Raw genomic sequence first — 23,478 nt, 5'->3', positions numbered from 1 at the left:
CGCTTGTGTGATACTCCCTGCTATGACGTACGCGATCGAGGGCTGGTTCGCCGTCGACGCCGACGGGGTCGTCCTGCTCGGCACCCGCTGCACGGCCTGCAGCACCCTCTGCTTCCCGCCCCGCCGAGGGTCCTGCCCCGACCCCCGCTGCCACGGGACCGACATGGAGGTCGCCCGGCTGCCCCGGCGGGGGCGCGTGTGGTCGTACACGAACGCCGCCTACCCCCCGCCCCCGCCCTACGTGGCCGCGCAGCCGTACGTGCCGGTGACCCTCGCGGCGGTCGAGCTCGACGGAGCCGGGATCGTGGTGCTCGGCCAGGTCGCCGGCCTCACCGTGGACGAGCTGGAGGTCGGCATGGAGCTGGAGCTCACGGCGGGCCCCCTGGCGGACGGCCCGCTCGTGTGGATGTGGCGGCGCGCCTCATGAGCGGCCAGGCGAACGGCGTCGTGGTCCTGGGCACCGGCATGCACCCCTGGGGCAAGCAGGGCCGCCCCTTCACCGAGTACGGCCTGGCCGCCGCCCGCGCCGCCCTCGCCGACGCCGGGGTCGCCTGGACCGACGTCCAGTACCTCGTCGGCGCCGACACCATCAGGAACGGTTACCCGGGCTTCGTCGCCGGCGCCACCTACGCCCAGGCGCTCGGCTGGACCGGCGCCAGGATCGCCTCCTGCTACGCCGCCTGCGCCTCCGGCGCCCAGGCCGTGGACCTGGCCCGCACCAGGATCCTCGCCGGGCTGTGCGACCTCGCCCTGGTCGTCGGCGCCGACTCCACCCCCAAAGGCTTCTTCGCCCCGGTGGGCGGCGATCGTCCCGACGATCCCGACTGGCTGCGGTTCCGGCTGCTCGGCGCCACCAATCCGGCCTATTTCGGCCTGTACGCCCGCCGCCGGATGGCCCTGCACGGCTCGACCCCGTACGACTTCGCCGCTGTCAAGGTCAAGAACGCCCGCGCCGGCGCGCTCAACCCCATGGCCCGCTACCGCAGGACCGTCACCACGGAGGAGGTCCTGGCCTCGCCCATGGTGGCCGACCCGCTGCGGCTGATGGACATCTGCGCCACCTCGGACGGCGGCGCGGCCGTGGTGCTGGCCTCGGAGGAGTACGCCCGCCGCCACGCGGGCGCCCGCGGCCTGGTGCGCCTGGCGGCCGTCTCGACCGTCACGCCCACGTTCCCCAACACGGTCCTGGAGCTGCCGAACTTCGCCACCGACTCCTGCGCCGCCGTCCCCCCGCCCGAACGGCCCTTCCGCGCGGCCATCGCGCACGCCGCGTACGAGGAGGCCGGCCTCGGCCCCGAGGACCTGTCACTGGCCGAGGTGTACGACCTGTCCACGGCCCTGGAGCTGGACTGGACCGAGGACATCGGCCTGTGCCCTCCGGGCGGGGCCGAGAAGCTGCTGCGCGACGGGGCCACCGCGCTCGGCGGCCGGATCCCGGTCAACCCGTCGGGCGGCCTGGCCTCGTTCGGCGAGGCGATCCCCGCCCAGGCCGTCGCCCAGCTCTGCGAGCTGACCGACCAGCTGCGCGGCCGGGCCGGCCCCCGGCAGGTCGAGGGGGCCAGGGCCGGGCTGGCGGCCAACCAGGGTCTGTTCGGCCACGGCAGCGCGATCGTCGTGACGCGATGAGACGCGAGAAGGCCCTCCGCGAGGGGAGGGCCTTCTCCGAACGCCGGACGGCGTCAGTTGACGTGGACCACGTCGTGCGTCTCGGCGAAGTGGCAGGCGCTCTCGTGCGCCGTGCCCGGCCGGATCTGGAGGAGCGGCTCCTCCTCGGCGCAGATCTCCTGCGCCTTCCAGCACCGCGTACGGAACCGGCAGCCCGACGGCGGGTTGGCCGGCGACGGCGGGTCACCCTGGAGGATGATGCGCTCCCGCTGCTCCCGCCCCTCGGGGTCGGGCACCGGCACCGCCGACAGCAGCGCCTGCGTGTACGGGTGCGCCGGCCGGTCGTAGATCTCGGTGTCCTTGCCGAGCTCCACGTACTTGCCGAGGTACATCACCCCGACCCGGTCGGAGATGTGGCGGACCACCGACAGGTCGTGCGCGATGAAGATGTAGGCCAGCCCGAACTCGTTCTGCAGCCGCTCCAGCAGGTTGATGACCTGCGCCTGGATCGACACGTCGAGCGCGGACACCGGCTCGTCGCACACGATGATCTCCGGCTGGAGCGCCAGCCCGCGGGCGATGCCGATGCGCTGCCGCTGGCCGCCGGAGAACTGGTGCGGGTAGCGGTTGATGTGGTCGGGGTTGAGCCCGACCACCTCCAGCAGCTCCTGCACCTTCTTGCGCCGGTCGCCCTTGGGCGCGACCTCGGTGTGGATCTCGTACGGCTCGCCGATGATGTCGCCGACGGTCATCCGGGGGTTCAGCGAGGTGTACGGGTCCTGCATGACCATTTGGATGTTGCGCCGCATGCGCTTGAGCTCGGCGCCCTTGGCCTTGCCGATGTCGCGGCCGTTGATCATGACCGACCCCGACGTGGGCCGCTCCAGCGCCATCAGCACCTTGGCCAGCGTGGACTTGCCGCAGCCCGACTCGCCCACGATGCCCAGCGTCTCGCCCTTGTGCAGGTCGAACGACACGCCGTCCACGGCCTTGATCGCGCCGATCTGCCGCTTGAAGAGGATGCCCTGGGTCAGCGGGAAGTGCTTGACCAGGTCACGCACCTCGAGGATCTTCTCACCGATCGCCATCGAGGACCTCCCTCCAGTAGTGGCAGGCGCTGCCGCGCGTGCCGCTGATCTGATGCAGTGGGGGGACGTCGGTCTCGCAGTTGCCCTGCCGGTAGGGGCAGCGCGGGTTGAACGAGCACCCGCTGGGCAGTTCGAGCAGGTTGGGCGGCAGGCCCTTGATCGCGTACAGGTCCTGGCCCTTCTGGTCGACCCGGGGGATCGACTCCAGCAGACCCTTGGTGTACGGGTGGGCGGGCGCCCGGTAGATGTCGTGCACGAGGGCGTTCTCGACGATGCGCCCCGCGTACATGACGGCGATCTTGTCGGCCACGTCCGCCACGACGCCGAGGTCGTGGGTGATCAGGATGAGGCCCATCTGGCTCTCGCGCTGCAGCTCGGCCAGCAGCTCCATGATCTGCGCCTGGACGGTCACGTCGAGCGCCGTGGTCGGCTCGTCGGCGATGAGCACCTCGGGGTCGAGCGCGATCGACATCGCGATCATGATGCGCTGCCGCATGCCGCCCGAGAACTGGTGCGGGTAGTCGTTGACGCGCTGCCTGGCGGCCGGGATGCGGACCCGGTCCATCAGCTCGACCGCCTTCTTCATGGCGTCGCCCTTGGACATGCCCCGGTGCACCCGGAACATCTCGCTGATCTGCCAGCCCACGGTGAAGACCGGGTTGAGCGCGGAGAGCGCATCCTGGAAGATCATGGCGATGCGCTGGCCGCGCACCTGGGTGCGGGCCTCCTCCGACAGCTTGAGCACGTCGGTGCCCTTGAAGCGGATCTCTCCCTTGGGGATGCGCGCGGGCGGCATGTCCAGAATGCCCATGATCGCCTGCGCGGTCACCGACTTGCCCGAGCCCGACTCGCCCAGCACCGCCAGTGTCTCACCCGGGTTGACCGTGTAGCTCACGCCGTTCACGGCGCGTACGATCCCCGCCCGGGTGTGGAACTCCACGTGCAGGTTGTCGACGGCGAGCAGCGGTTCGTTGCCGAGTCCTCCCTCGACCGGCAACACGTCCGCTGACGTCCTGCTCACTGTTCGGTCCCCCCTTCTACCTGAGCTTCGGGTCGAGCGCGTCGCGTACGGCGTCGCCCAGCATGATGAACGCGAGCACCGTGATGCTCAGGAAGACCGCCGGGAAGATCAGCGGCAACGGCGCCTCAAGGAAGCGGCGCTGCGCGTCGGCGATCATCAGACCCCACGAGATCTCCGGCGGCTGCACGCCCACGCCCAGGTAGGACAGCGCGGCCTCGGCCGCGATGAACCCGCCCAGGTTGATCGTCGCCACGACGATCACGGGAGCGAGCGCGTTGGGCAGCAGATGCCGGAACATGATCCGGATCGGCCCGGCGCCCAGCGCCCTCGCCGCGACCACGAAGTCCTGCGACTTGGCCGTGATGACCGCCGCCCGCATGATCCGGAACGTCATCGGCCAGCCCAGGATGGTGAGCGCGGCCACCACCAGCCAGATGCCCCACCCGCTGTCGCGGAAGGTCGAGCCGATGAGCAGCGCGCCCAGGATGCTGGGGATGGCGAAGAAGATCTCGGTGACCCGGGAGGCCACGCTGTCCACGCCGCCGCCGAAGAACCCGGCGATCAGGCCCATGAGCCCGCCGATCAGCGCGGCGAAGATGGTCGTGCTGATGCCGATGATCAGCGAGTTCGCCGCGCCGTAGATGGTGCGGGCGTACAGGTCGCAGCCCAGGTTGTCGCGGCCGAACGGATGGCCCGCGCTGGGCCCCTGACGGGCGGTGGCGAGCTCGCAGGTGCGGGCGTTGAACGGGTCCACCGAGCTGAACAGCGACGGCCAGAGGGCCATCAGCGCCAGCACCGCGATGATGCAGAGCGAGATGATGAAGATCGGCCGCCGGCGCAGGTCGTGCCAGGCGTCGGACCACAGGCTGGCCGGCTTGGCCGCCTTCTCCTTCTTGTGGGGTCTCGGTGCGGGGGTCTCCTCGGGCGCGATGACGGGGCCGCCCGGTCGAATGTCACTCATAGCGGATCCTCGGGTCGAGCACTGCGTACATCACGTCCACGGCCAGGTTGGCCAAGATGTAGATCAGGACCAGGATGGTCACGATGCCGACCACGACTGGCTGTTCCCTGAGGTACACCGACATGAAGAGCTGGTTGCCGATGCCCGGCAGGTTGAAGATTCTCTCGGTGATGACCGCTCCGCCCATGAGGTTGCCGAGGTCGGCGCCCAGGAACGTGACGAGCGGGATCAACGCGTTGCGCAGGCCGTGCCTGCCGACGACCCGCCGCCGGGGCAGGCCCTTGGCGGTGGCCGTCCTGATGTAGTCGGCGCGCAGCGTCTCGGCCAGGCTGGTCCTGGTCAACCGGGTCAGATACGCGATCGACACGCCCGCGAGCACGAAGCCGGGCAGCAGATAGCTGCGGAAGCCCTCGGTGATGCCCGCGATGGGGAAGATGTCGAGCCCCGTCCACAGCTTGAGCCGTACGCCGAGCAGGAACTGCAGCACGAAGCCGGACACGAGCGTCGGCACCGAGATCAGCAGCAGCGTCGAGGCGAGGATCATGGTGTCGATGGCCTTGCCGCGCTTGAGAGCCGCCCAAAGGCCCAGACCTACGCCGATGAGGGCCTCGATCACGAGCGCGGTGATCGCCAGATTGAGCGTCACCTGGAACTTGCCCGCCATGATCTGCGAAACGGGCACGTCGGCGAAGGTGACGCCGAAGTCCGCGCGGAAAATCACACCGCTGATGTAGTACCAATACTGGAGCAACAGCGGATCATTGAGGTGGTACTGCTCGCGCAGGATCGCGACGATGTTGGGATCCGCCCGTTTCTCGCCCGCCAGCGCCGCGATGGGATCGCCGGGCAGCGCGAAGACGATGGCGAAGATGAGCAGGGTGGCACCCAACAACACGGGGATCGACTGGAGCAGACGCCTGATGATGTAACGGCCCATATAAGCCTCCCGTACACGCGAAGAAGGCCACCCCCCTGACCTTATGGGTTTTCGGCCGGGGAGCCGCCTCCTCGCTTACCCCTGTGGGGTGGGCGCGGCGTCCGCGCCCACCCCGGGAACAACGTCAGACCTTCTCGACGTCAGCCCACTCGACCTGGTTGAGCAGGTTGATGTGGACGTTCTTGACCATCTTGGAGTAGCCGGAGTTGTTCCGGTAGAAGTACACCGGGATGTACGGCAGTTCCTCGTTGAGGATGTCGTCGGCCTGCTGGTAGAACTTCAGGCCCTCCTCCACCGAGGGAGCCTGGTCGCCCTGGGCGATCAGGTCGTCGAACTTCTTGTTCGAGTAGCCGCCGTAGTTCGAGCCGGTCGCGATGGCGCCGGTGCTGAAGATCGGCGACAGGTAGTTCTCGGCCGACGGGTAGTCGATGGCCCAGCCCATGCGGAACAGGCCCTTGTACTTCTTGGCGTCCAGCTCGTCGAGGATGCTGGCGAACTTCTCGAAGGGCTTGGCGACGGCGTCGATGCCCAGGTTGGCGCGGAGGTTGTTGGCGACGGCCTCGATCCACTCCTTGTGCGGACCGTCGGCGTTGTAGCCGATCTCCAGGGTCTTGGGACCGCCGGCGGACTCGTACAGCTTCTTGGCCTCGGCCGGGTTGTACGTGCAGGCCTTGCACGCGCCCTGGCGGTAGCCCGCGATGGCCGGGTTGATGAAGTCGTCGGCCGGGGAGCGGGTGCCGGAGAAGACCGTCTCGGCGATGGTCTTGCGGTCGATGGCCATCGAGATGGCCTTGCGGACGTCGACCTTGTTCAGCTCGTCGTTGTACTTCAGCGGCACGCCGATGTAGCCGACGCCGGCGTCCGGCTGGTCCTGGTAACGCTCACCGAGGGAGGACTTGGCCTGGGCGATCGCCGCCGGGCCGAGCGAGTCGTGGATGTCCAGGTTGTCGGCCATCAGGTCGTTGAAGGCGACATCCGAGTCGGTGTAGAGCTTGAACTGCAGCTTGGTCCAGTTGCTCGGCTTCTTGCCCGGGTACTTGTCGTACACGGTCATGTCGATGCTCTGGTCGGTGCCCTTCTTGTAGGGCTTGTCCAGCTTGAACAGGCCCTGACCGATGGGCTGCTCGCCGAACTGCTGCGTGATCTTGCCGTCGGGGCCGAAGGCGGCCTTGGGCAGCGGGTAGAACGCGGTGTAGCCGAGCATCGTCTTGAACTGCGAGAACGGCGCGGCCAGGGTGACCTTGAACGTCGTGTCGTCCACGACCTCCAGGCCCTTCATGCCCTTGGCGGTGACCGACTTGCCCTCACCCGGGTTGAGGTCGGCGAAGCCCTCGACGCGGCCGAAGAAGTAGCCGGCGCTCTGGGCGTTCTCCTGGTTGGCGGCGTAGTTCCAGGCGTCCACGTAGTTCTGCGCGACGAGAGGCTCGCCGTTGTGCCACGTGTAGCCGGACTTGAGCTTGATCGTCCAGACCTTCTGGTCATCACTGGTGATCGACTCGGCCGCGGCCTCGACGGCGTTCTTGTTCTCGTCGTAGGTGACGAGAGGCTCGAACACGGCCGCGAGGACCTCCGAGCCCTCGGACTCCGTGGTGTTCGACGGCACCAGGAGCTCCTGGGGCTCACCGAGCTCCATGCGGACCGGCGTTTCGGCGCCGCCGCTCGCGGCAGTGCCACTCTCCGAGGCACCGCCACCACACGCGGCAACCGCGAGGGCGAGCAGCGCGGTACCGGCGACGATCTGTGCGCCCTTAGTAACACGCATGGTAAAGAAAAATCCTCCCTCTACAGTGGGCGTACAGCGCTGAGCTGCGTGTTCGTGAGCAGCCTGACGGGGGAGTCCTGGTATCCCCCCCGGGTTTGGCCGACCAGGTCAAGCCAGCCGTACGCCCTGCCAGTCGATCGCGACTATCCCTTACTACTTGCCACCAGCGAGTCTCTGGCGCGTTGCAGTTCGGTCACACGTCCGCCTATCAACCGTCACAGACAATCGGTGCGATCTGTGGTAAATCGTACAAAGAGCCCAGTACCGGTTGGACCTGGACCTGAACAGACGATGAAAATTACCCCCTGGCCAAGACTGCTCGTGCCTCCGCCACCATCGCCCGCCCCTCCTGGGCTACGGTTGAACAGGTCTTGGCGGTGGCTTGGAACCCCGGCGCCCCGAGACACCGTCCAACAGTCTGCCGGTCACGGTCCAGCGTGACAGGCACCCCACCGACCCGGATCCAATAGAGTCCTTGCCATGAGCCAGCCGGAATCCGCTGTAGCGGACGCCCAGGCGGGCGGCCGGAGCGGGGAGCCGCTGGCCAAGCTCGCCAAGAGATACGGGCTTCGCCGTGCCATCGCACGGCCGAGGTTCCCTGTCTACGTGCGCCAGCTGTGGGAGCGGCGACACTTCATCCTGACGTACGCGACCTCCCGCAACGTCTCGAAGTACTCCAACTCGACGCTGGGCCAGCTGTGGCAGGTGCTGACCCCCCTGCTCAACGCCGCCATCTACTTCCTGATGTTCGGCCTCATCCTGGGCGGCAGCAAGAACATCGAGAACTACCCGGCCTTCCTGCTGACCGGGATGTTCATCTTCACCTACACCCAGCGCACGGTCACCGCGGGCGCCAAGTCGATCACCGGCAACCTGTCGATGATCCGGGCCCTGCACTTCCCGCGCGCCTCGCTGCCGCTGGCCTACACGATCCAGGAGCTGCAGCAGCTCGCCATCTCGATGAGCGTGCTCCTGGTGCTCGTGGTCGCCACCGGAGAGTTCCCCACCTGGTTCTGGCTCATGATCCCGGTGGTGCTCCTCCTGCAGACGATGTTCAACATCGGGGCCGGGCTCGTCGTGGCCCGCCTCGGCGCCTCGATGCGCGATCTCAACCAGTTGCTGCCGTTCATCACGCGCACCTGGCTCTACGCCTCGGGCGTCTTCTTCTCGATCCAGGCCAAGGTCGTGGGCTCGGCCGGCCTCCCCCAGTGGGTGGCCGACGTGATGTACCTCAACCCCGCGGCCTCCTACATCGAGTGGATGCGGGAGATCCTGATCAAGAGCCACAACCCCGAGCTCGGGCACCACCCCCCGACAATGGTGTGGATGTCTTGCGTATTCTGGGCGGTGTTCGCGCTCGGATTCGGCTTCTGGTACTTCTGGCGGGCCGAGGAGAGGTACGGGCGTGGCTGAGACCAAGGAGCTGCAGCAGGTGAAGGGCGACAAGCCCGCCGTCCCCAAGGACGCCAAGGCGCGCCCCGCCGCCGCCAAGTCCGCGGGCAAGGCGCCACTCGACGTCCCCACGGGCACGCCGACCGTCATCGTCGACGACCTCCACATCGTCTACCGCGTCTACGGCGCGGCCTCCGACGCCGAGAAGGGCAACGCGGTCAACGCCCTCACGCGCATTCTCAAGCGCCAGGGCCGCCCGCAGATGAAAGAGGTCCACGCGGTCAAGGGCGTGACGTTCGTGGCCTACCACGGCGACGCCATCGGCATCGTGGGCCGCAACGGCTCGGGCAAGTCCACGCTGCTGCGTGCCATCGCGGGCCTGCTGCCCCCGCACGAGGGCGCCGTCTACACCGACGGCCAGCCCTCGCTGCTGGGCGTCAACGCCGCCCTGATGCGCGAGCTCACCGGCGAGCGCAACATCGTGCTCGGCTGCTACGCGATGGGCATGACGCCGGCCGAGGTCCGGGAGAAATACCAGGAGATCGTCGACTTCTCCGGCATCGACGAGTTCGTCCAGCTGCCGATGTCGACCTACTCGTCCGGCATGGGCGCCCGCCTGCGCTTCGCGATCTCCTCGGCCAAGACCCACGACGTCCTGCTCATCGACGAGGCCCTCGCCACCGGCGACCGCGAGTTCCGCAAGAAGAGCGAGGAGCGCATCCGCCAGATCCGCGAGTCGGCCGGCACCGTCTTCCTCGTCGCCCACGACCTGCGCGTCATCGAGGAGACCTGCAACCGCGTGATCTGGCTGCACAAGGGCAAGATCCGCATGGACGGCGACCCGAAGGAAGTCATCGCCGCCTACAACAAGGGCTGAGCCCGACAAGGACTGAGACCGCAGGTCCGAGCGCCGTGCCCCCGCGAAGGGCGCGGCGCTTTCCTGTGCGCGAAACGCCCGCGACGGGAGGGACGAAAGACTGACACCGGGCCCTGGGTTCCGATAGGATTCGAACGTCAATTCGATCCGAGGACCGGTGATGGACAAGGACCGGTGATGGAGTGGGAGCGCGCGATGGGAGAGCTTTCGGCCGCGATCGACCACCTGGCCACCGAAGACGTGACCGAGATCCCGCGGATGCAGCTCGCCGAGCAGCTCCTTGAGCTGCACTGGCAGATGGCGAGGCTGCAGGCCCAGATCGCCCGTCGCACGGGCGTCCGACTGCCCTGACCGACCGACATACCCCGCCGCGGCGAGCGGCAGACCCCGACGTGAGCCGGACATGAGAATGCCGCCGACCCTGATCGGGCCGGCGGCGGGGCTCGGGGGCGCCGCTGCCCTGCATGAGAACGGCGTTGCCCGAGCCCGGGCCTGGGCGCGTCCGCCCGAGCCCGCCATTGAGACCGCCCGCTCGCCGCGGGAGGCTCGTAACCCACGCGCGCCAGCTCTTCGAGCGCCCGGCACCTTGAAGGGCGTCCCGGAGACCTGCCGCGTCAGTGCGACGACGTCCCGGCCCGTTTGCTGCGGCCCAGGGGAAATCACGTCGTCAGGGGACCACTGGGGGTGGGGCAGAAACGAAGCCGCCTTGCGCCGGCACGACCGGTTCCCGGGCATCGGCACCCAGGGCGCCCGCGAACCACCACGCCGGCTCTCGGCGAGCCACGCTCAGCACCGCCTCCATCGCGTTTCCTAGCCGCGATTCCAGGTGTCCCGCACCGAGCCCGTCAGCGCGTCGGTGGTCCATCCGAGAGCGGCCATCAGGTCGCCGTAGCCGGGGACGGCGCCGGCCCCGTTCGCCTCGACGGCGTCCGCGGCGTCGACCGCGAGCGGCACCAGCTCGTCCACGGTCGCGTGCCGTACGGCGGCGGGCAGGACCTCGGCCACCGCCGCCGTCCCGACCGGCGCGGCCCGGCCGACGACCGGGGCCTGCTCCCCCTTGTACGGCAGCGCCCGCAGCGCCGCCTGGGCGAGCCCGGCGGGCGAGGCGCCGCCCGGCAGGGAGCCGAAGTCACGCGCGGGTGCGGCCAGCAGCCCGGCCGCCGGCGGGCCGGACAGCGCGCCCAGAGGGCCCTGGGACAGCGCGCCCAGAGGGCCTCCCGACAGCGGGCTTCCCGACAGCGCGTTCAGCGGCAGCGAGGCCAGGCCGGTCACCGGCCCGGCGAGCGCGTCCAGCGGCGCGGGGCCGCCGGTGAGCTCGCTGACCGTCCGGTCGGAGACCCCGTGCACGCCGCCGACCGGCAGGCCGCCGCCCGTCAGCCCGGACGGTCCGGGCAGGCCGGGCAGGGCGGCGCCGTCCAGCATGTCGCCGGCCTGCACCTTGCCCGCCGCGCCCACGGCGTCCTTGGCGAGGCCGGTGACGAGGTGGAACGGCCCGTAATCGGCGCCGTCCGCGTTCAGCGCCGCGGCCTGGGGCTGGATCCGTCGGGCGGTTCCGGCCGCCGGGGCGGCCGCGCGGCGCGCGCCCGACACCACGGGCAGCGACTCGGTCATGCCGCCGCCGCCGAGCGGGATCCCGCTGCGGATCGGCGACAGCTCGGGAATCGGCCGGCCCCTCCTCGTGGCGTCCTCGGCGGAGTTCGGCGTCTGGGACCGGCCGACCGGCCCCCGCCGCCCGCTCGCGGCGATGGCGTCCTTCTCGGCCTCGCTCGGCTCGCGGCGGACCTGGCCGCCGGCCGACTTGGCCTTGCTCCCGAGCAGGCCGCCCAGGAGCCCCCCGCCGGTCGCGGCGCCCGCCAGCCCGCCGCCCGTCAGCCCGCTCAGGAGACCTCCCGCAGGGCTGCCGCCGGCGACGCCGGGGCCCCCGCCCGGGCCGTCGGCGAGCGCGTTCCCGGCGGTTTCGTATAGGGCTTCGGCCTGGGCGGGCGCGGCCAACGCCGCGGCCAGGCCGAATGCTGTAGCGGCTACCGCCGCCTTGACTACTCGATTCATGATTGCCTTCCCGGCTCGTGATCGATCGCTCTCGAATGCGGTGGAAATGCGAATCGATAACCCCCGTATGCCGCGTCGTGCACGCTATGGGCACCACACTGAGCGTGTGCGTCACGGCTGAGCTACGCCAGCAGTTGTACCACTGGGCCAGGCGCGTGAATGCCCACGTGACAGGGGTTTGCAGGCCGGTTACCGAGTAAGGGGAGAGCGTTGAGCGGGAAGACAAACCGGGAAATAGGAGGGTCTTGTTTCCGATATTGCAGAGGCGGTTGTGAACGCGGCTGTCAAGTGGTATGGCGTCTTCCGGCCCACGAACAATAGAGACGCGAAATGAATTGCCGCGGGCCGGATGACGGGGATTTCCAAGGGCGCCGCCCCCCGCTCAGGAGGGCAGCAGAGCCCCTTCCGGTTCGAACGGGAAACGTTCGTCGAAGGCCGGCCGCAGGTCCGTCAGCCAGACCGCCTCCGGGTCGTAACGCGCGAAGAAGGGCCGCCCCACGAGCGAGGGGTCGCGTGCCTGGATGAAGTGGAGCACGAAGACCTGCTGCCCCGCGACCTCCATGACGCCGTCCACGCACACCTTGCCCGGGGTGGCCGACATCGACGGGCCGCGCACCGTGCGGCACAGGCCGGAGACGGACGCGTACGCGTCACGGAAGACCTCGTACGCGCGGGCCAGCGGCACCGCGAAGTAGTCCTGCGGCCCGGTGTCGCGCTCGACGAACAGGTAATAGGGGACCATCCCCATGCGCAGCTGCCGCCGCCACATTGACGTCCAGACGGCCGGGTCGTCGTTGATGGAGCGGATGAGCGGCGCCTGCGTCCTGATCGTGGCCCCGGTGCCGATGATGCGCTCGACCGCCGCCTGCACCTGCGGCGGCTCCAGCTCGCGCGGATGCGTGAAGTGGGCCATGAACGCGAGGTTCTTGCCGGCCGCCACCGTCCGCTCGAACAGGCGGAGCGTGTCGTCGGCGTCGGGATCGCCGGTGAAGCGCTGCGGCCAGTAGGCGAGCGACTTGGTGCCGATCCTGATGGATTCGAGCTGCTCCAGCTCCAGCAGCGGTTCGAGGTAGCGCCGGAGCACCGGCTCTCCCATGATCATCGCGTCGCCCCCGGTGATGAGGACGCTGGTGACCTCGGGGTGCCGGCGGATGTATCCCACCATCCGGTCGACGTCGTCGGAGGCGAACTTCAGGTCCGCGTCGCCGACGAACTGCGCCCACCGGAAGCAGTACGTGCAGTACGCGTGGCAGGTCTGCCCCTGTTTGGGGAAGATCAGCACGGTCTCGGGATATTTGTGCTGCATGCCCGGCACCGGCTCGTCGCCGATCCTCGGGACGTTCAGCTCCTTCTGGCCCGCGGGATGCGGGTTGAGCTGCGCGCGCACGCGGTTGGCCTCGGCCTGGAGCTCCGCGTTCGGCGCCTCCGCCTTGATCAGATCGGCCAGTCGGGCGACGTCCGCGGCGGGAAGCATGTCCGCCTGCGGGAAGACCAGCCGGTATATGGGGTCGTCGGGCGCGGCCGACCAATCGATGAGTTCGTCGACGACATAGGCGTTCGTCCGGAACGGCAGGACCGTCGCGACGGCGCGGACCTTCAGCCGTTCCTCGTCGTCGAGCCCCGCACGCTGCAGGAGCTCGTCGAGATGCTTGGACGTGTACGCCTTGAAGCGCCGCGTGCCGGTTTGTTGCAAGATCACTAGGCCGTTCCCATCTTTTTTGTTCGATCGGACGTAAACCGAAGGACCTCTTCGCGCGTCTAAGGACCTTAATACCGAGACGTGCATGCTCACGCCCACGGTTCCGCCAGGCTCCAAGTTTTCCTTCAGTTTCACCAACACTCACGACATATCGCGATTAGTCATAGACTCCGATGTCGTGACCGATGAATCCGCGATACGCGCCTCGGACGCCGACCGCGACCAGGTGGCCGCGGTCCTGGGCGAGGCGCTCGCCACAGGACGACTCACCAGCGTCGAGCACGCCGACCGTCTGGACCTCGCCTACTCGGCGTCCACGAAGGGCGAGCTCGTCCCCCTGACCAGGGACCTTCCCGAGGTGACCGCCTCCGGAGCCCCCGCCGCCGTCGAACGGCAGGTCATCCACTCCACGTTCAGCAAGATCATCCGGCGGGGGCGCTGGGTGGCCTCCCGCCACACCAAGCTCACCGCCCGCTTCGGCGCCCTCATCATCGACCTGTCCGACGCCGTGCTCCCCGGCCGGGAGATCACCTTGGAGGCCGACGCCTGGTTCAGCAAGATGATCGTGCGCGTCCCCGAGAACGCCCACGTCGTCGACGAGGGCGGCTCCGTCTTCGGCAAGCGGCTGGTGACCGGCGGCTCCCAGGCGGACGGGCCGCTCATCCGGGTGACCGGGAAGTCGGCGTTCTCCAAGGTCATCGTGTCCCGGGCGAAGACCGACTGGAACCTCGGCTGAAGGACTGCGACCGGCGGCGCGGGGAACGACAACCCTTACCCGCCGGTTAACCTGGCAGCAGCCTCGCCCTCGATGCGGACATACCGAGCCCGCGCGCCGGCCAAGCCGTGACGGCGGGCGAGATGCCGTACGAGGTGACGATTGTCCGACAGCAGGCCCGTCGCGCTGGACGCCATGGGCGGCGACCACGCACCGCACGAGATCGTGGCCGGCGCCGTGCACGCCGTCCGTGAGCGCGGCCTGGCCGTCGTGCTCGTCGGCTCCCCCCGCGTGCTCTTCGAGGCGCTCGCCGACCACGACGCGACCAAAGAGGTGCCGATCGTCCGCGCCGAGGAGGCCCTCGCCATGAACGAGGGCGCGCTCGCCAGCCTGCGCCGCCCCCGCTCCAGCATCGCGGTGGCCTGCCACCTCGTCCGCCGCGGCGACGCCTGCGCCGTGGTGTCGGCCGGCTCCACGGCGGGCGTCGTCGCCACCGGCCGGCTGCGGCTCAAGGCGCAGCAGCACGTGCTGCGCCCGGCCATCGCGGTCCGCCTCCCCACGCTCCCCCGCCCGACCCTGCTGGTGGACGCCGGCGCCAACGCCGACGCCAAGCCGGAGATGCTGGTGCAGTTCGCCCATCTGGGCGCCGCCTACGCCGAGCTCGCCCACGGCGCCACCGAGCCCAAGATCGGTCTGCTCACCATCGGCAGCGAGCCCGAGAAGGGCAACAAGCTGGTCAAACGGGCCAACGAGCTGCTGCAGAGCTCCCCCGGCCTGCAGTTCGCCGGCAACATCGAGGGCCACGACCTGCTCACCGGCAAGGTGGACGTGATCACCACCGACGGCTTCACCGGCAACGTCGCGCTCAAGACCATGGAGGGCGCGGTCCGCTACGCCTTCGCCGAGCTGCGCACCACCATCGAGGAGAGCAGGCTCGCCAAGCTCGGCGCCGCCCTGCAGCGCAACCGCCTGCGCGAGCTGCGCAACCGCCTCGACGCGGAGGCGTACGGCGGAGCCGTGCTGCTCGGACTGAACGGCACCGTGGTCATAGCCCACGGTTCCTCGCGGGCGCCGGCGATCAGCGCGGCCTGCCAGCTCGCCGCGGATATGTCCGCCAATGGGATCGTCGCCCGAATCGGCGACAGAATAGCGACATCACACCGCTCCCACAGACTCTGGTGAACCCGTAAGGTGTGAGACCGATCCACAGATACAGGGGGTTATGTGGTCGGGCTCACCTTTGACGGGCTCACTGCTGCCCAAGTCGCGGCGGCGAAGCCCAACGACGTCCCACGCCGGTCCAGCAGATCGTTCAGCGCCATCATCAGGGCGAACGTCCTCACCCTGTTCAACCTCGTCATCGGCGTGCTCTGGGCGCTCATCCTGATCTTCGGCGAGTGGCAGGACGGTCTGTTCGGCCTGGTCATCGTGGCCAACGCGCTCATCGGCATCATCCAGGAGCTGCGGGCCAAGCACACGCTCGACAAGCTCGCGGTCGTCAACGAGGCACCCGTACGCGTGCGCCGCGACGGCGCCGAACGCGAGATCCACCCGCGGGAGATCGTGCTCGGCGACCTGATCCTGCTCGCCCCCGGCGACCGCCTCCTCGTGGACGGCGACGTGATCCGCTCCGACGGCCTGGAAGTGGACGAGTCGCTGCTGACCGGCGAGGCCGACCCCGTGCACAAGAAGCCCGGCGACCAGGTGCTGTCGGGCAGCTTCGTCGTGGCCGGCGCGGGGGCGTTCGTGGCCACGAAGGTCGGCACCGACGCCTACGCCGTGCGCCTCGCCGAGGAGGCCAGCAAGTTCCACCTCGCCCACTCCGAGCTGCGCGAGGGCGTCTCCAACTTCATCAAGTACATCACCTGGCTGGTCATCCCCATCGGCGCCCTGCTGATCTACAGCCAGGTCAGCAACTCCGTCGACTTCGGCACCGCGATCACCGGCGCGGTCGCCGGCATCGTCACCATGATCCCCGAGGGCCTGGTGCTGATGACCTCGATCGCGTTCGCCGTCGGCGTCGTACGCCTCGGCCGCCGCCGCTGCCTGGTCCAGGAGCTGCCCGCGATCGAGGGCCTGGCCCGGGTCGACGTGCTCTGCCTGGACAAGACCGGCACCCTCACCGCCGGCGGCATGGAGCTCGACGAGGTGCTGCCGCTCCGCCACGACCAGCCCGTGACCGACGCCCTGGCCGCCCTCTGCCACGCCGACCCCCGCCCCAACCCCACCGCCCAGGCCATCCGCGACCGCTACGCCGCCCCCGCCGACGGCTGGAAGCCCGGGGAGAGCGTGCCGTTCTCCTCGGCTCGCAAGTGGAGCGGCACCGACTTCGGCGAGCGCGGCGCCTGGGTGCTCGGCGCCCCCGACGTGCTGCTGCAGAGCGGCGACGGCTACGACCGCGCCGCCGCGCTCGCCACCACCGGCGCGCGCGTGCTCGCGCTCTGCCGCGCCGACCGGCTGCCCGACCCCGGCGACGGCTCCGCCGCGGCGCTGGAGCCCGTCGCCCTCGTCACCCTCAAACAGCGCGTACGCCCCGACGCCGACGAGACCCTGCGCTACTTCGCCAAGCAGGGCGTCACGGTCAAGGTCATCTCCGGCGACAACCCCGAGGCGGTCGCCGCCATCGCCACCGGCCTCGGCATCCCCGACGGCCACCGCTTCATCGACGCCCGCACCCTCCCCGACGACGACCCGCAGAAGCTGGGCGAGCTGCTGGACGAGCACGCCGTCTTCGGCCGGGTCTCCCCCCAGCAGAAACGCAAGTTCGTCACCGCCCTGCAGGCCCGCGGCCACACCGTCGCCATGACCGGCGACGGCGTCAACGACGTGCTCGCGCTCAAGGACGCCGACCTCGGCATCGCCATGGGCGCGGGCAGCCCGGCCACCAAGGCGGTCGCGCAGGTCGTGCTGCTGGACAACAAGTTCGCCACCCTCCCCCACGTCGTCGGCGAGGGCCGGCGGGTGCTCGCCAACATCGAGCGGGTCTCCAACCTCTTCCTCACCAAGACCTTCTACGCCATCGCGCTGTCGCTGGCCGTGGGCGTCGCCGGGGTGATGTTCCCGTTCGCGCCCCGCCACTCGACCCTCGTCAACGCCCTCACCATCGGCATCCCCGCCTTCTTCCTGGCACTCGCGCCGACCCTCGAACGCGCCCGCTCCGGATTCGTCCGCCGGGTGCTGCGCTTCGCCGTGCCGTCCGGGGTGCTGTGCGCGGTCGCGGTGCTGGTGTCGTTCTGGCTGGCCCACAGGGGCGACTCCACGCTGATCGAGGACCAGACGTCGGCGGTGATCACGCTCTTCATGGCCACGTGGTGGGTGCTCGTCCTCATCGCCAGGCCGCTCACCTGGTGGCGGGTGCTCCTGGTCGGGGCCATGGGGGTGGCGTTCGCGATCGCGATGTCGCTGCCCTTCGTACGGACCTTCTTCGCCCTCGAACCGGGCGGCCTCGCAGGCGACCTGACCGCCATCGGCGTCGGCCTCGGAGCGGCCGTTTTGATCAGCGTCGCGGTCAAGCTCGCCGGTACCCTTAGAACATGACCGACCCGCAGATAGTGCTCACCGAGCGCGTCCAGCAGGCGCTGGCGCACGCGTTCGGCGCCGAGCACGCCGACGCAGACCCGCTGATCCGGCCCTCACAGTTCGCCGACTTCCAGGCGAACGTCGCGATGAGCCTGGCCAAGCGGCTGCGACGAGCCCCGCGGGAGGTCGCCGAGGCGATCAGGGCGGAGCTGTCCGACTTCCCCGGCACGGTCGAGGTCAGCGGCCCCGGCTTCCTCAACATCACCCTCGACGACGGCTGGATCGCCGCCGAGGCCCAGCGCATGCTCGACGACCCGCGGCTCGGCGTCGGCACGGTCACGCCCACGCAGACCGTGGTGATCGACTACTCCGCGCCCAACGCGGCCAAGGAGATGCACGTCGGCCACCTGCGCACCACCATCGTCGGCGACGCGCTGGCCCGCCTGCACGAGCACGTCGGCAACACCGTCATCAGGCAGAACCACCTGGGCGACTGGGGCACCCCGTTCGGCATGCTCATCGAGCACCTGCTCGACATCGGCGAGGAGGCCGCGGTCGAGCAGCTCGAAGCCGGCCAGGGCACCGAGTTCTACCAGGCGGCGCGGGCCAAGTTCGACGGCGACGAGGCGTTCAAGCAGCGCGCCAGGGTGCGGGTGACCACGCTGCAGTCCGGCGACCCCGACACGCTGCGGCTCTGGCACGTCTTCATGGACGCCACCGTCCGCTACTTCAACAAGGTCTACAGCCTGCTCGGGGTCACGCTCACCGACGCCGACATCGCCGGCGAGAGCATGTACAACCCGATGCTGGAGCGCACCTGCGCCGACCTGGAGGCGTCCGGCACCGCCGAGCTCAGCGAGGGCGCGCTCTGCGTCTTCCCGCCGGGCTTCACCGGCTCCGACGACAAGCCGCTGCCGCTCATCATCAGGAAGAGCGACGGCGGCTACGGCTACGCCACCACCGACATGGCGGCCATCCGCTACCGCGTCCACGACCTTAAGGCCGGCCGCATCCTTTACGTCGTCGGCGCCGACCAGGCGCTGCACTTCCGCATGGTGTTCGCCGCGGCCCAGCAGGCCGGCTGGCTGCCCGACGAGGTCTCGGCCGAGCACGTCCAGATCGGCATGATGCTCGGCAAGGACGGCCGCCGCTTCAAGACCCGCTCCGGCGAGTCGGTCAAGCTGACCGACCTGCTCGACGAGGCCATCGAACGCGCCACGGCGGCCATCGCCGACCGCGGCTATGACGCGGCCACCCAGGCCGAGATCGCGCGGGCGGTCGGCATGGGCGCGGTCAAATACGCCGACCTGTCGGTCAGCCACGACAGCGAATACGTCTTCGACTTCGACCGCATGCTCGGCTTCACCGGCAACACCGGCCCCTACATGCAGTACGCCACGGCCCGCATCCGCTCCATCTTCCGCAAGGCGGACATGGAGCCGGCCGAGGCGCAGGGCGCCATCACGCCCGGCGAGCCCGCCGAGCGCGCGCTGAGCCTGCACCTGCTGGGGTTCGGCGAGCTGGTGTCGCAGGTCGCCGCCCAGTCCGAGCCGCACCGGCTGTGCGCCTTCCTGTTCGAGACCGCGAGCCTGTTCAGCACCTTCTACGAGCAGTGCCCGGTCCTCCGCACCGACGTCGCACCCGAGGTGCGGGCCTCCCGGCTCGCCCTGTGCGCGCTGACCCTCCGCACGCTGGAGACCGGGCTCGACCTTCTGGGCGTCCCTGTCCCCGAGCGCATGTAACACACAGTTGGCTCGAAGCCGCCCGTTCCGTCGTGGGCGCGCCTCCACCGGGTTGGCGCGCCCATACGGCTAGGCTTTACGCGGTCATGAACTGAGGCCGAAATGGGGGAGTTCTCTGCCTTGAGCACGGACCTTACTGCGAGCCCCCAAGCAGCGACGGAGGTGCATCGCTACGCGGAGGCACTGCTGGCGCACCTCGCCGCCGACGGCGCGGCGCCGCCCGCCGCCCCGGTCGGCTTCCGCGACGTCCCCGGCTACTGGCTGCCCCCGGCCGTCGAGGCCCTGGTCGCCCTGCTGTCCGGTGACGACCCGCTGGAGCCGCTGAGCCGGGCCGCGAGCCGCGACCAGCAACGCACCGCGCTGTTCCTGTGCCTGGCGCTCGCCGTGTCCGGGCAGGGCAGCCGCATCCACGCCTCCTGGCTGGGCACCGCCTTCGGCGAGCTGTCACTCGACCGGCCGGTCACCCACGGTCAGCGCTCGCTCTGGCTGGCCGCCGCGCGCGGCGCGTACGGCCCCGCCGGCAAGATCTTCGTCCTGCGCAAGCTCGACGCCCTCGCCGTCCAGGAGCACGCCGACGCCGAGCAGTGGATCCAGGCGCTCATCCCCGGCGAGCCCGCGGTCGTCGTGCCGCCCTCGCTGGCCGACTTCCCCGAGATGGCCGAGATCCCCGAGCTGGCCCGCCCCGCCATGGCCGCCGACCGGCTGGCCCGGCTGCGGGGCCGATGCGCCGAGATCACCTCGGCCCGCAAGACCGGCCCCGACGCCCGCGTCCCGCTCGACACCCCCGCCACGCACCTGGCCGAGAACGAGCCGCTGGCCGTGCTCCGCTCGCTCATCGGCTCCGGCGGTCCCGAGGGGCCGATGGCTTCGCTGGTGTCCTACCTGCTGGACGACCTCCGCCCCGGCGCCGACCCGCAGCTGGCGGCGATCGCGCTGCACGTGGCGGCCCCGATCCTGCGGATGGTGGCCGAGGAGCTGGAGACCGACAGCAGCCTGGAGCCGCCCGAGACGCTCACGGTGCCGATCCTCGGGCACCGCATCCACCTGCGCCCCGAGGGCCCTGACCGGGCCTCGCTGGCCGTGGCCGAGCAGTCCATCGTCACGGAGGGTGTCATACCGCGCGCCCGTCCGTGGGCGGCGATCCTGCTGATCGTGGCCGGAGTGGCCTGCCTCGCCGGCGCCGTCCTGATCACCCCCCTGCTGGCCGCGGCCGGCGTCGCCAAGATCGGCCTGGCCGGCTGGCAGCTCTGGCAGCGCCGCAAACTGGTCGACGCCGACGCCCAGTACGTCGCCGGCCAGGTCAGCGAGCTGCGGGAGCTGGCCGAGGGCGCGGTGTGGGCGCTGCACGCCTACGCCCGCGAGTCCGACGCCCGCGCCAAGCAGGCCGCCGAGGACGCCAGCGAACTCTTCCGCCTCATCCGCCGCGGCCCCCGCGCCGCCTGACCCGCCGCCCCACCCCCACCGCCTGACCCGCCTTGGACCCCAGCCGCCCGGCCCACCCCCAGCCGTCCGGCCCCATCAGGCCGAACGGGCGGCGGGCTGCCCACCTGACCGCGTTCCTCGGCCAGGCACCGATGCGGCGGATGCGGCCCCAACAGCAAGAACCCGGGCCTGATCACCTCAGACCCGGGTTCTGAAAGCCGGTCGTCGGCCCCGAGGCGCCCCCAGCACCCCGTCACCAGCCCGTCCGGTCGCCCTTCGCCCCGGCAACCGGACTGCACTCCCTCGGCCGACTATGTCGTCTCGATCTCCACATGCGCCGGGGCAAGCAGGAACACCCGCTCCGCGATGCGCTCGATCCGCCCCTCGCATCCGAAGGCCAGCCCGGCGGCGAAGTCGACCATTCTGGTGGCCTCAGGCAACGCCATGCCGGAAACGTCCATGATCACCGTCTGGCCGTCACGGAAGTGCTGGCCGATCAACGGTGCGTCGTTGTACTTGAGCGGCTGGACCATCACGATGCGTGAGGAGTCGACGTTCGCGCGCCACCGCCGAGCTGCCCGCTCGGTCGCCGGGACATACTCGTCCTCGTAGTGCTCGTCGTCGTCATAGGCCTCGTCGTAGTGATCGACCCCGCTCAGGCCAAGGTAGCTCACCACCTTGCGCACTGCCCCCATCGGCTTGTCCTTTCCTCAGGAACTCACCGTAATCGGCACGTCCCTACACATTGGACGGTAACCGACGATTCCGCATTCGCCACGCGACACGCCCAGGCCTAATTCCAGTTTGTACGGCTTGCAGCCCGGTTGCATCTTGATATCCACTGCCCAGATACCATCGCCCCCATGCGCCTCTACACCGTCGATGCCTTCACCAGCACAGCTTTCCAGGGTAATCCGGCCGCCGTCTGCCTGCTGGACTCTCCCGTTACCGACGGTTGGATGCAGAGCGTGGCCACCGAGATGAACCTCTCGGAGACCGCGTTCCTTCACGGGGATTCGCTCCGCTGGTTCACTCCGGCGGTAGAGGTCACGCTCTGTGGTCATGCCACCCTCGCCACGGCACATGTCCTCTATTCGACCGGTGCGGCGACGGGACCGATCCAATTCCGTACGGCCAGCGGCACGCTCACCGTGAATCGGCTCCCGAGCGGGGGGATCACGATGGATTTCCCGGCGAAGGAGGTGACCCCCGTCACACTTCCGACCGGCCTGGAGAAAGCCCTCGGGGCGACCCCTGTGCGCGTCGGGATAAGCCAGCTCGATCTGCTGGTCGAGCTGGAGTCGGAGGAAACGGTTCGGAACCTGACCCCCGACATCACCGCCCTCGGGGCCGTGGACGCCCGCGGCGTCATCGTCACCGCCCGGGGCACGGAAACGGACTTCGTCTCCCGTTTCTTCGCGCCCAAGGTCGGCGTCCCGGAGGACCCCGTAACCGGCTCGGCCCACTGTGCGCTCTCCCCCTACTGGTCGGCCCGTCTCGGGCGCGCTTCGCTTGTCGGCGCGCAATTGTCCAAGAGAGGCGGAATCGTCCACGTCACTTATGCCGGAGACCGCGTTCACCTGGCGGGCAACGCCGTAACCGTGCTGTCCGGCACCCTACACGTCTAGCGACGCGACCTCACTTTGCGTAATCATTAGAGCGCAGAAAGTGGGGTGCTTTGTTCGTCGCCATCGTCGGGCTGCTCATCGCAGCCGCCGCGGCCGCCGTCACCGGCGTCGTCGCCTTTTACGCCAACCGGTTCATCGCCGCGCCGCTCCGCCACGATTTCCGCGAGGGCAGCAGCACGGTCACCGGAATCGTCGGCACGCTCTTCGCCGTCAGCATCGGCCTCGTCGTGGTGGCGGCCTGGAACCAGGTCAACTCCGCCCACCAGACCGCCTCCACCGAGGCGAGCAACCTCACCGACGTCTACTGGTACTCCCGCTCGCTCCCCGACACCCAGCGCCAGACTCTGCAGACCCTCGCCACGGACTACGCCACGACGGTGGTCCGCGAGGAGTGGCCGCGCATGGCTCAGAACCACACGCTCTCTCCGCGCGCCTGGCGCCACGTCGAACAGCTGCGCGCCTACTTCCAGACCATCGAGCCGGCCACCGGCGCCGCCTCCACCCGCTACAGCCAGGCGATGAGCCGCATCCAGGCCGTACTGGACGCCCGCCGGGCCCGCGCCCAGATGGCCGCCTCGGGCGTCCCACCGCTCCTCTGGACGGCCCTGGCCGGCTGCGGCCTCGTCGTGCTCCTCCCGGCCATCGTCTGCGGCAGCCCGGTACGCAAGGTCCACGTCACGGTCGCCGCCGTCGTGGGCGGCCTCGTCGGCCTGGTCCTGTTCCTCGTCCACCAGCTCGACTTCCCGTTCAGCGGCGGCATCGCCATCGGCCCCGAAGCCTTCGAACAGGCCCTGACCCGCTTCACCAGCATCCGCACCCTGGAAGGCACCGGTTAGCACTGGGAGGACGGTGCTCACCTCTCGCTGAATGCGAGCCGGCGGCCGACGCTACCGACCTGCCACGCGAGAGGACACAGACCCCGAGCAAGGGGCAGAAATGCAGAAGGGCCCCGACTGAACCAGTCGAGGCCCTCCATAAAGATTGTCCGGCGGTGACCTACTCTCCCACACCCTCCCGAGTGCAGTACCATCGGCGCAGAGAAGCTTAACTTCCGGGTTCGG

20 protein-coding genes and 1 rRNA gene are annotated in these 23,478 nt (G+C 69.7%); 12 read left to right on the top strand and 9 right to left on the bottom strand.

Annotated features, from left to right (window positions below; translation table 11 throughout):
* Window positions 1–22: 22 nt before the first annotated feature.
* The gene (locus tag ACBR40_RS19490; RefSeq protein WP_371249634.1) at window positions 23–427 is read left to right on the top strand and encodes a Zn-ribbon domain-containing OB-fold protein; all 405 of its coding nucleotides are present in this window, start codon (window positions 23–25) and stop codon (window positions 425–427) included.
* Window positions 424–1,626 carry a lipid-transfer protein gene (locus ACBR40_RS19485; protein WP_344220145.1) on the top strand — a complete coding sequence of 401 codons (1,203 nt, stop codon included), beginning with the start codon at window positions 424–426 and terminating at the stop codon, window positions 1,624–1,626. The genes ACBR40_RS19490 and ACBR40_RS19485 overlap by 4 nt, the downstream gene beginning before the upstream one ends.
* Window positions 1,627–1,679: 53 nt before the next feature.
* On the opposite strand, the gene ACBR40_RS19480 is transcribed toward ACBR40_RS19485, so the two are convergent.
* The 5 genes from ACBR40_RS19480 to ACBR40_RS19460 form a co-directional block, all read right to left on the bottom strand.
* A complete protein-coding gene (locus ACBR40_RS19480; protein WP_344220143.1) occupies window positions 1,680–2,693 on the bottom strand; it encodes a dipeptide ABC transporter ATP-binding protein in 1,014 nt (337 codons plus the stop codon).
* Window positions 2,680–3,714, bottom strand: coding sequence for an ABC transporter ATP-binding protein (locus ACBR40_RS19475; protein WP_344220141.1), 1,035 nt, complete (start codon window positions 3,712–3,714; stop codon window positions 2,680–2,682). The genes ACBR40_RS19480 and ACBR40_RS19475 overlap by 14 nt, the downstream gene beginning before the upstream one ends.
* Before the next feature lie 16 nt (window positions 3,715–3,730).
* Window positions 3,731–4,675 carry an ABC transporter permease gene (locus tag ACBR40_RS19470; protein WP_344220139.1) on the bottom strand — a complete coding sequence of 315 codons (945 nt, stop codon included), beginning with the start codon at window positions 4,673–4,675 and terminating at the stop codon, window positions 3,731–3,733.
* A complete protein-coding gene (locus ACBR40_RS19465; RefSeq protein WP_329589237.1) occupies window positions 4,668–5,612 on the bottom strand; it encodes an ABC transporter permease in 945 nt (314 codons plus the stop codon). Before ACBR40_RS19465 ends, ACBR40_RS19470 begins: the two co-directional genes overlap by 8 nt.
* 124 nt (window positions 5,613–5,736) lie before the next feature.
* Entirely contained in the window at window positions 5,737–7,245 is a 1,509-nt protein-coding gene (locus ACBR40_RS19460) for an ABC transporter substrate-binding protein (RefSeq protein WP_344220137.1), read from the bottom strand.
* 609 nt (window positions 7,246–7,854) lie between these two features.
* Between ACBR40_RS19460 and ACBR40_RS19455 the strand changes: the two genes are divergently transcribed.
* From ACBR40_RS19455 to ACBR40_RS19445, 3 genes are all read left to right on the top strand, one after another.
* Complete coding sequence (locus ACBR40_RS19455) at window positions 7,855–8,787, top strand: ABC transporter permease (RefSeq protein WP_344220135.1); 933 nt, start codon at window positions 7,855–7,857, stop codon at window positions 8,785–8,787.
* The gene (locus ACBR40_RS19450; protein WP_344220133.1) at window positions 8,780–9,643 is read left to right on the top strand and encodes an ABC transporter ATP-binding protein; all 864 of its coding nucleotides are present in this window, start codon (window positions 8,780–8,782) and stop codon (window positions 9,641–9,643) included. The genes ACBR40_RS19455 and ACBR40_RS19450 overlap by 8 nt, the downstream gene beginning before the upstream one ends.
* A gap of 195 nt (window positions 9,644–9,838) precedes the next feature.
* A complete protein-coding gene (locus ACBR40_RS19445) occupies window positions 9,839–9,994 on the top strand; it encodes a hypothetical protein (protein WP_329589229.1) in 156 nt (51 codons plus the stop codon).
* A 459-nt stretch (window positions 9,995–10,453) separates the two neighbouring features.
* On the opposite strand, the gene ACBR40_RS19440 is transcribed toward ACBR40_RS19445, so the two are convergent.
* Both ACBR40_RS19440 and ACBR40_RS19435 read right to left on the bottom strand, forming a co-directional pair.
* Window positions 10,454–11,692, bottom strand: coding sequence for a hypothetical protein (locus tag ACBR40_RS19440; protein WP_344220131.1), 1,239 nt, complete (start codon window positions 11,690–11,692; stop codon window positions 10,454–10,456).
* Window positions 11,693–12,074: 382 nt separating this feature from the next.
* Entirely contained in the window at window positions 12,075–13,391 is a 1,317-nt protein-coding gene (locus ACBR40_RS19435; protein WP_344220129.1) for a lysine 2,3-aminomutase, read from the bottom strand.
* Window positions 13,392–13,569: 178 nt separating this feature from the next.
* Here ACBR40_RS19435 and ACBR40_RS19430 point away from each other — a divergent pair, with 178 nt between their 5' ends.
* From ACBR40_RS19430 to ACBR40_RS19410, 5 genes are all read left to right on the top strand, one after another.
* A complete protein-coding gene (locus tag ACBR40_RS19430) occupies window positions 13,570–14,127 on the top strand; it encodes a DUF1707 domain-containing protein (RefSeq protein WP_371249633.1) in 558 nt (185 codons plus the stop codon).
* 141 nt (window positions 14,128–14,268) lie between these two features.
* Window positions 14,269–15,288 (top strand): phosphate acyltransferase PlsX, encoded by a 1,020-nt coding sequence (gene plsX / locus ACBR40_RS19425; RefSeq protein ID WP_344220125.1) that lies wholly within the window; start codon window positions 14,269–14,271, stop codon window positions 15,286–15,288.
* A gap of 42 nt (window positions 15,289–15,330) precedes the next feature.
* Window positions 15,331–17,643 carry an HAD-IC family P-type ATPase gene (locus ACBR40_RS19420; RefSeq protein WP_371249632.1) on the top strand — a complete coding sequence of 771 codons (2,313 nt, stop codon included), beginning with the start codon at window positions 15,331–15,333 and terminating at the stop codon, window positions 17,641–17,643.
* Window positions 17,640–19,367, top strand: coding sequence for an arginine--tRNA ligase (gene argS / locus ACBR40_RS19415; RefSeq protein WP_371249631.1), 1,728 nt, complete (start codon window positions 17,640–17,642; stop codon window positions 19,365–19,367). The genes ACBR40_RS19420 and argS overlap by 4 nt, the downstream gene beginning before the upstream one ends.
* 162 nt (window positions 19,368–19,529) lie before the next feature.
* Window positions 19,530–20,810 carry a hypothetical protein gene (locus ACBR40_RS19410; RefSeq protein WP_371249630.1) on the top strand — a complete coding sequence of 427 codons (1,281 nt, stop codon included), beginning with the start codon at window positions 19,530–19,532 and terminating at the stop codon, window positions 20,808–20,810.
* A gap of 290 nt (window positions 20,811–21,100) precedes the next feature.
* Here the strand turns inward: ACBR40_RS19410 and ACBR40_RS19405 are convergent, their stop codons facing one another.
* A complete protein-coding gene (locus ACBR40_RS19405) occupies window positions 21,101–21,484 on the bottom strand; it encodes a cell division protein SepF (protein WP_020546507.1) in 384 nt (127 codons plus the stop codon).
* 168 nt (window positions 21,485–21,652) lie between these two features.
* Here ACBR40_RS19405 and ACBR40_RS19400 point away from each other — a divergent pair, with 168 nt between their 5' ends.
* Window positions 21,653–22,417 (top strand): PhzF family phenazine biosynthesis protein, encoded by a 765-nt coding sequence (locus tag ACBR40_RS19400; protein WP_344220117.1) that lies wholly within the window; start codon window positions 21,653–21,655, stop codon window positions 22,415–22,417.
* A gap of 50 nt (window positions 22,418–22,467) precedes the next feature.
* Window positions 22,468–23,253, top strand: coding sequence for a DUF4239 domain-containing protein (locus tag ACBR40_RS19395; RefSeq protein WP_371249629.1), 786 nt, complete (start codon window positions 22,468–22,470; stop codon window positions 23,251–23,253).
* Between the two features lie 147 nt (window positions 23,254–23,400).
* Here ACBR40_RS19395 and rrf read toward each other — a convergent pair.
* Window positions 23,401–23,478 (bottom strand): 5S ribosomal RNA (gene rrf, locus ACBR40_RS19390); the annotation flags it as partial.

Source organism: Nonomuraea sp. AD125B (assembly GCF_041402765.1).
Lineage (GTDB): Bacteria > Actinomycetota > Actinomycetes > Streptosporangiales > Streptosporangiaceae > Nonomuraea > Nonomuraea bangladeshensis.
This window is presented reverse-complemented; position numbering and strand designations above follow the sequence as displayed.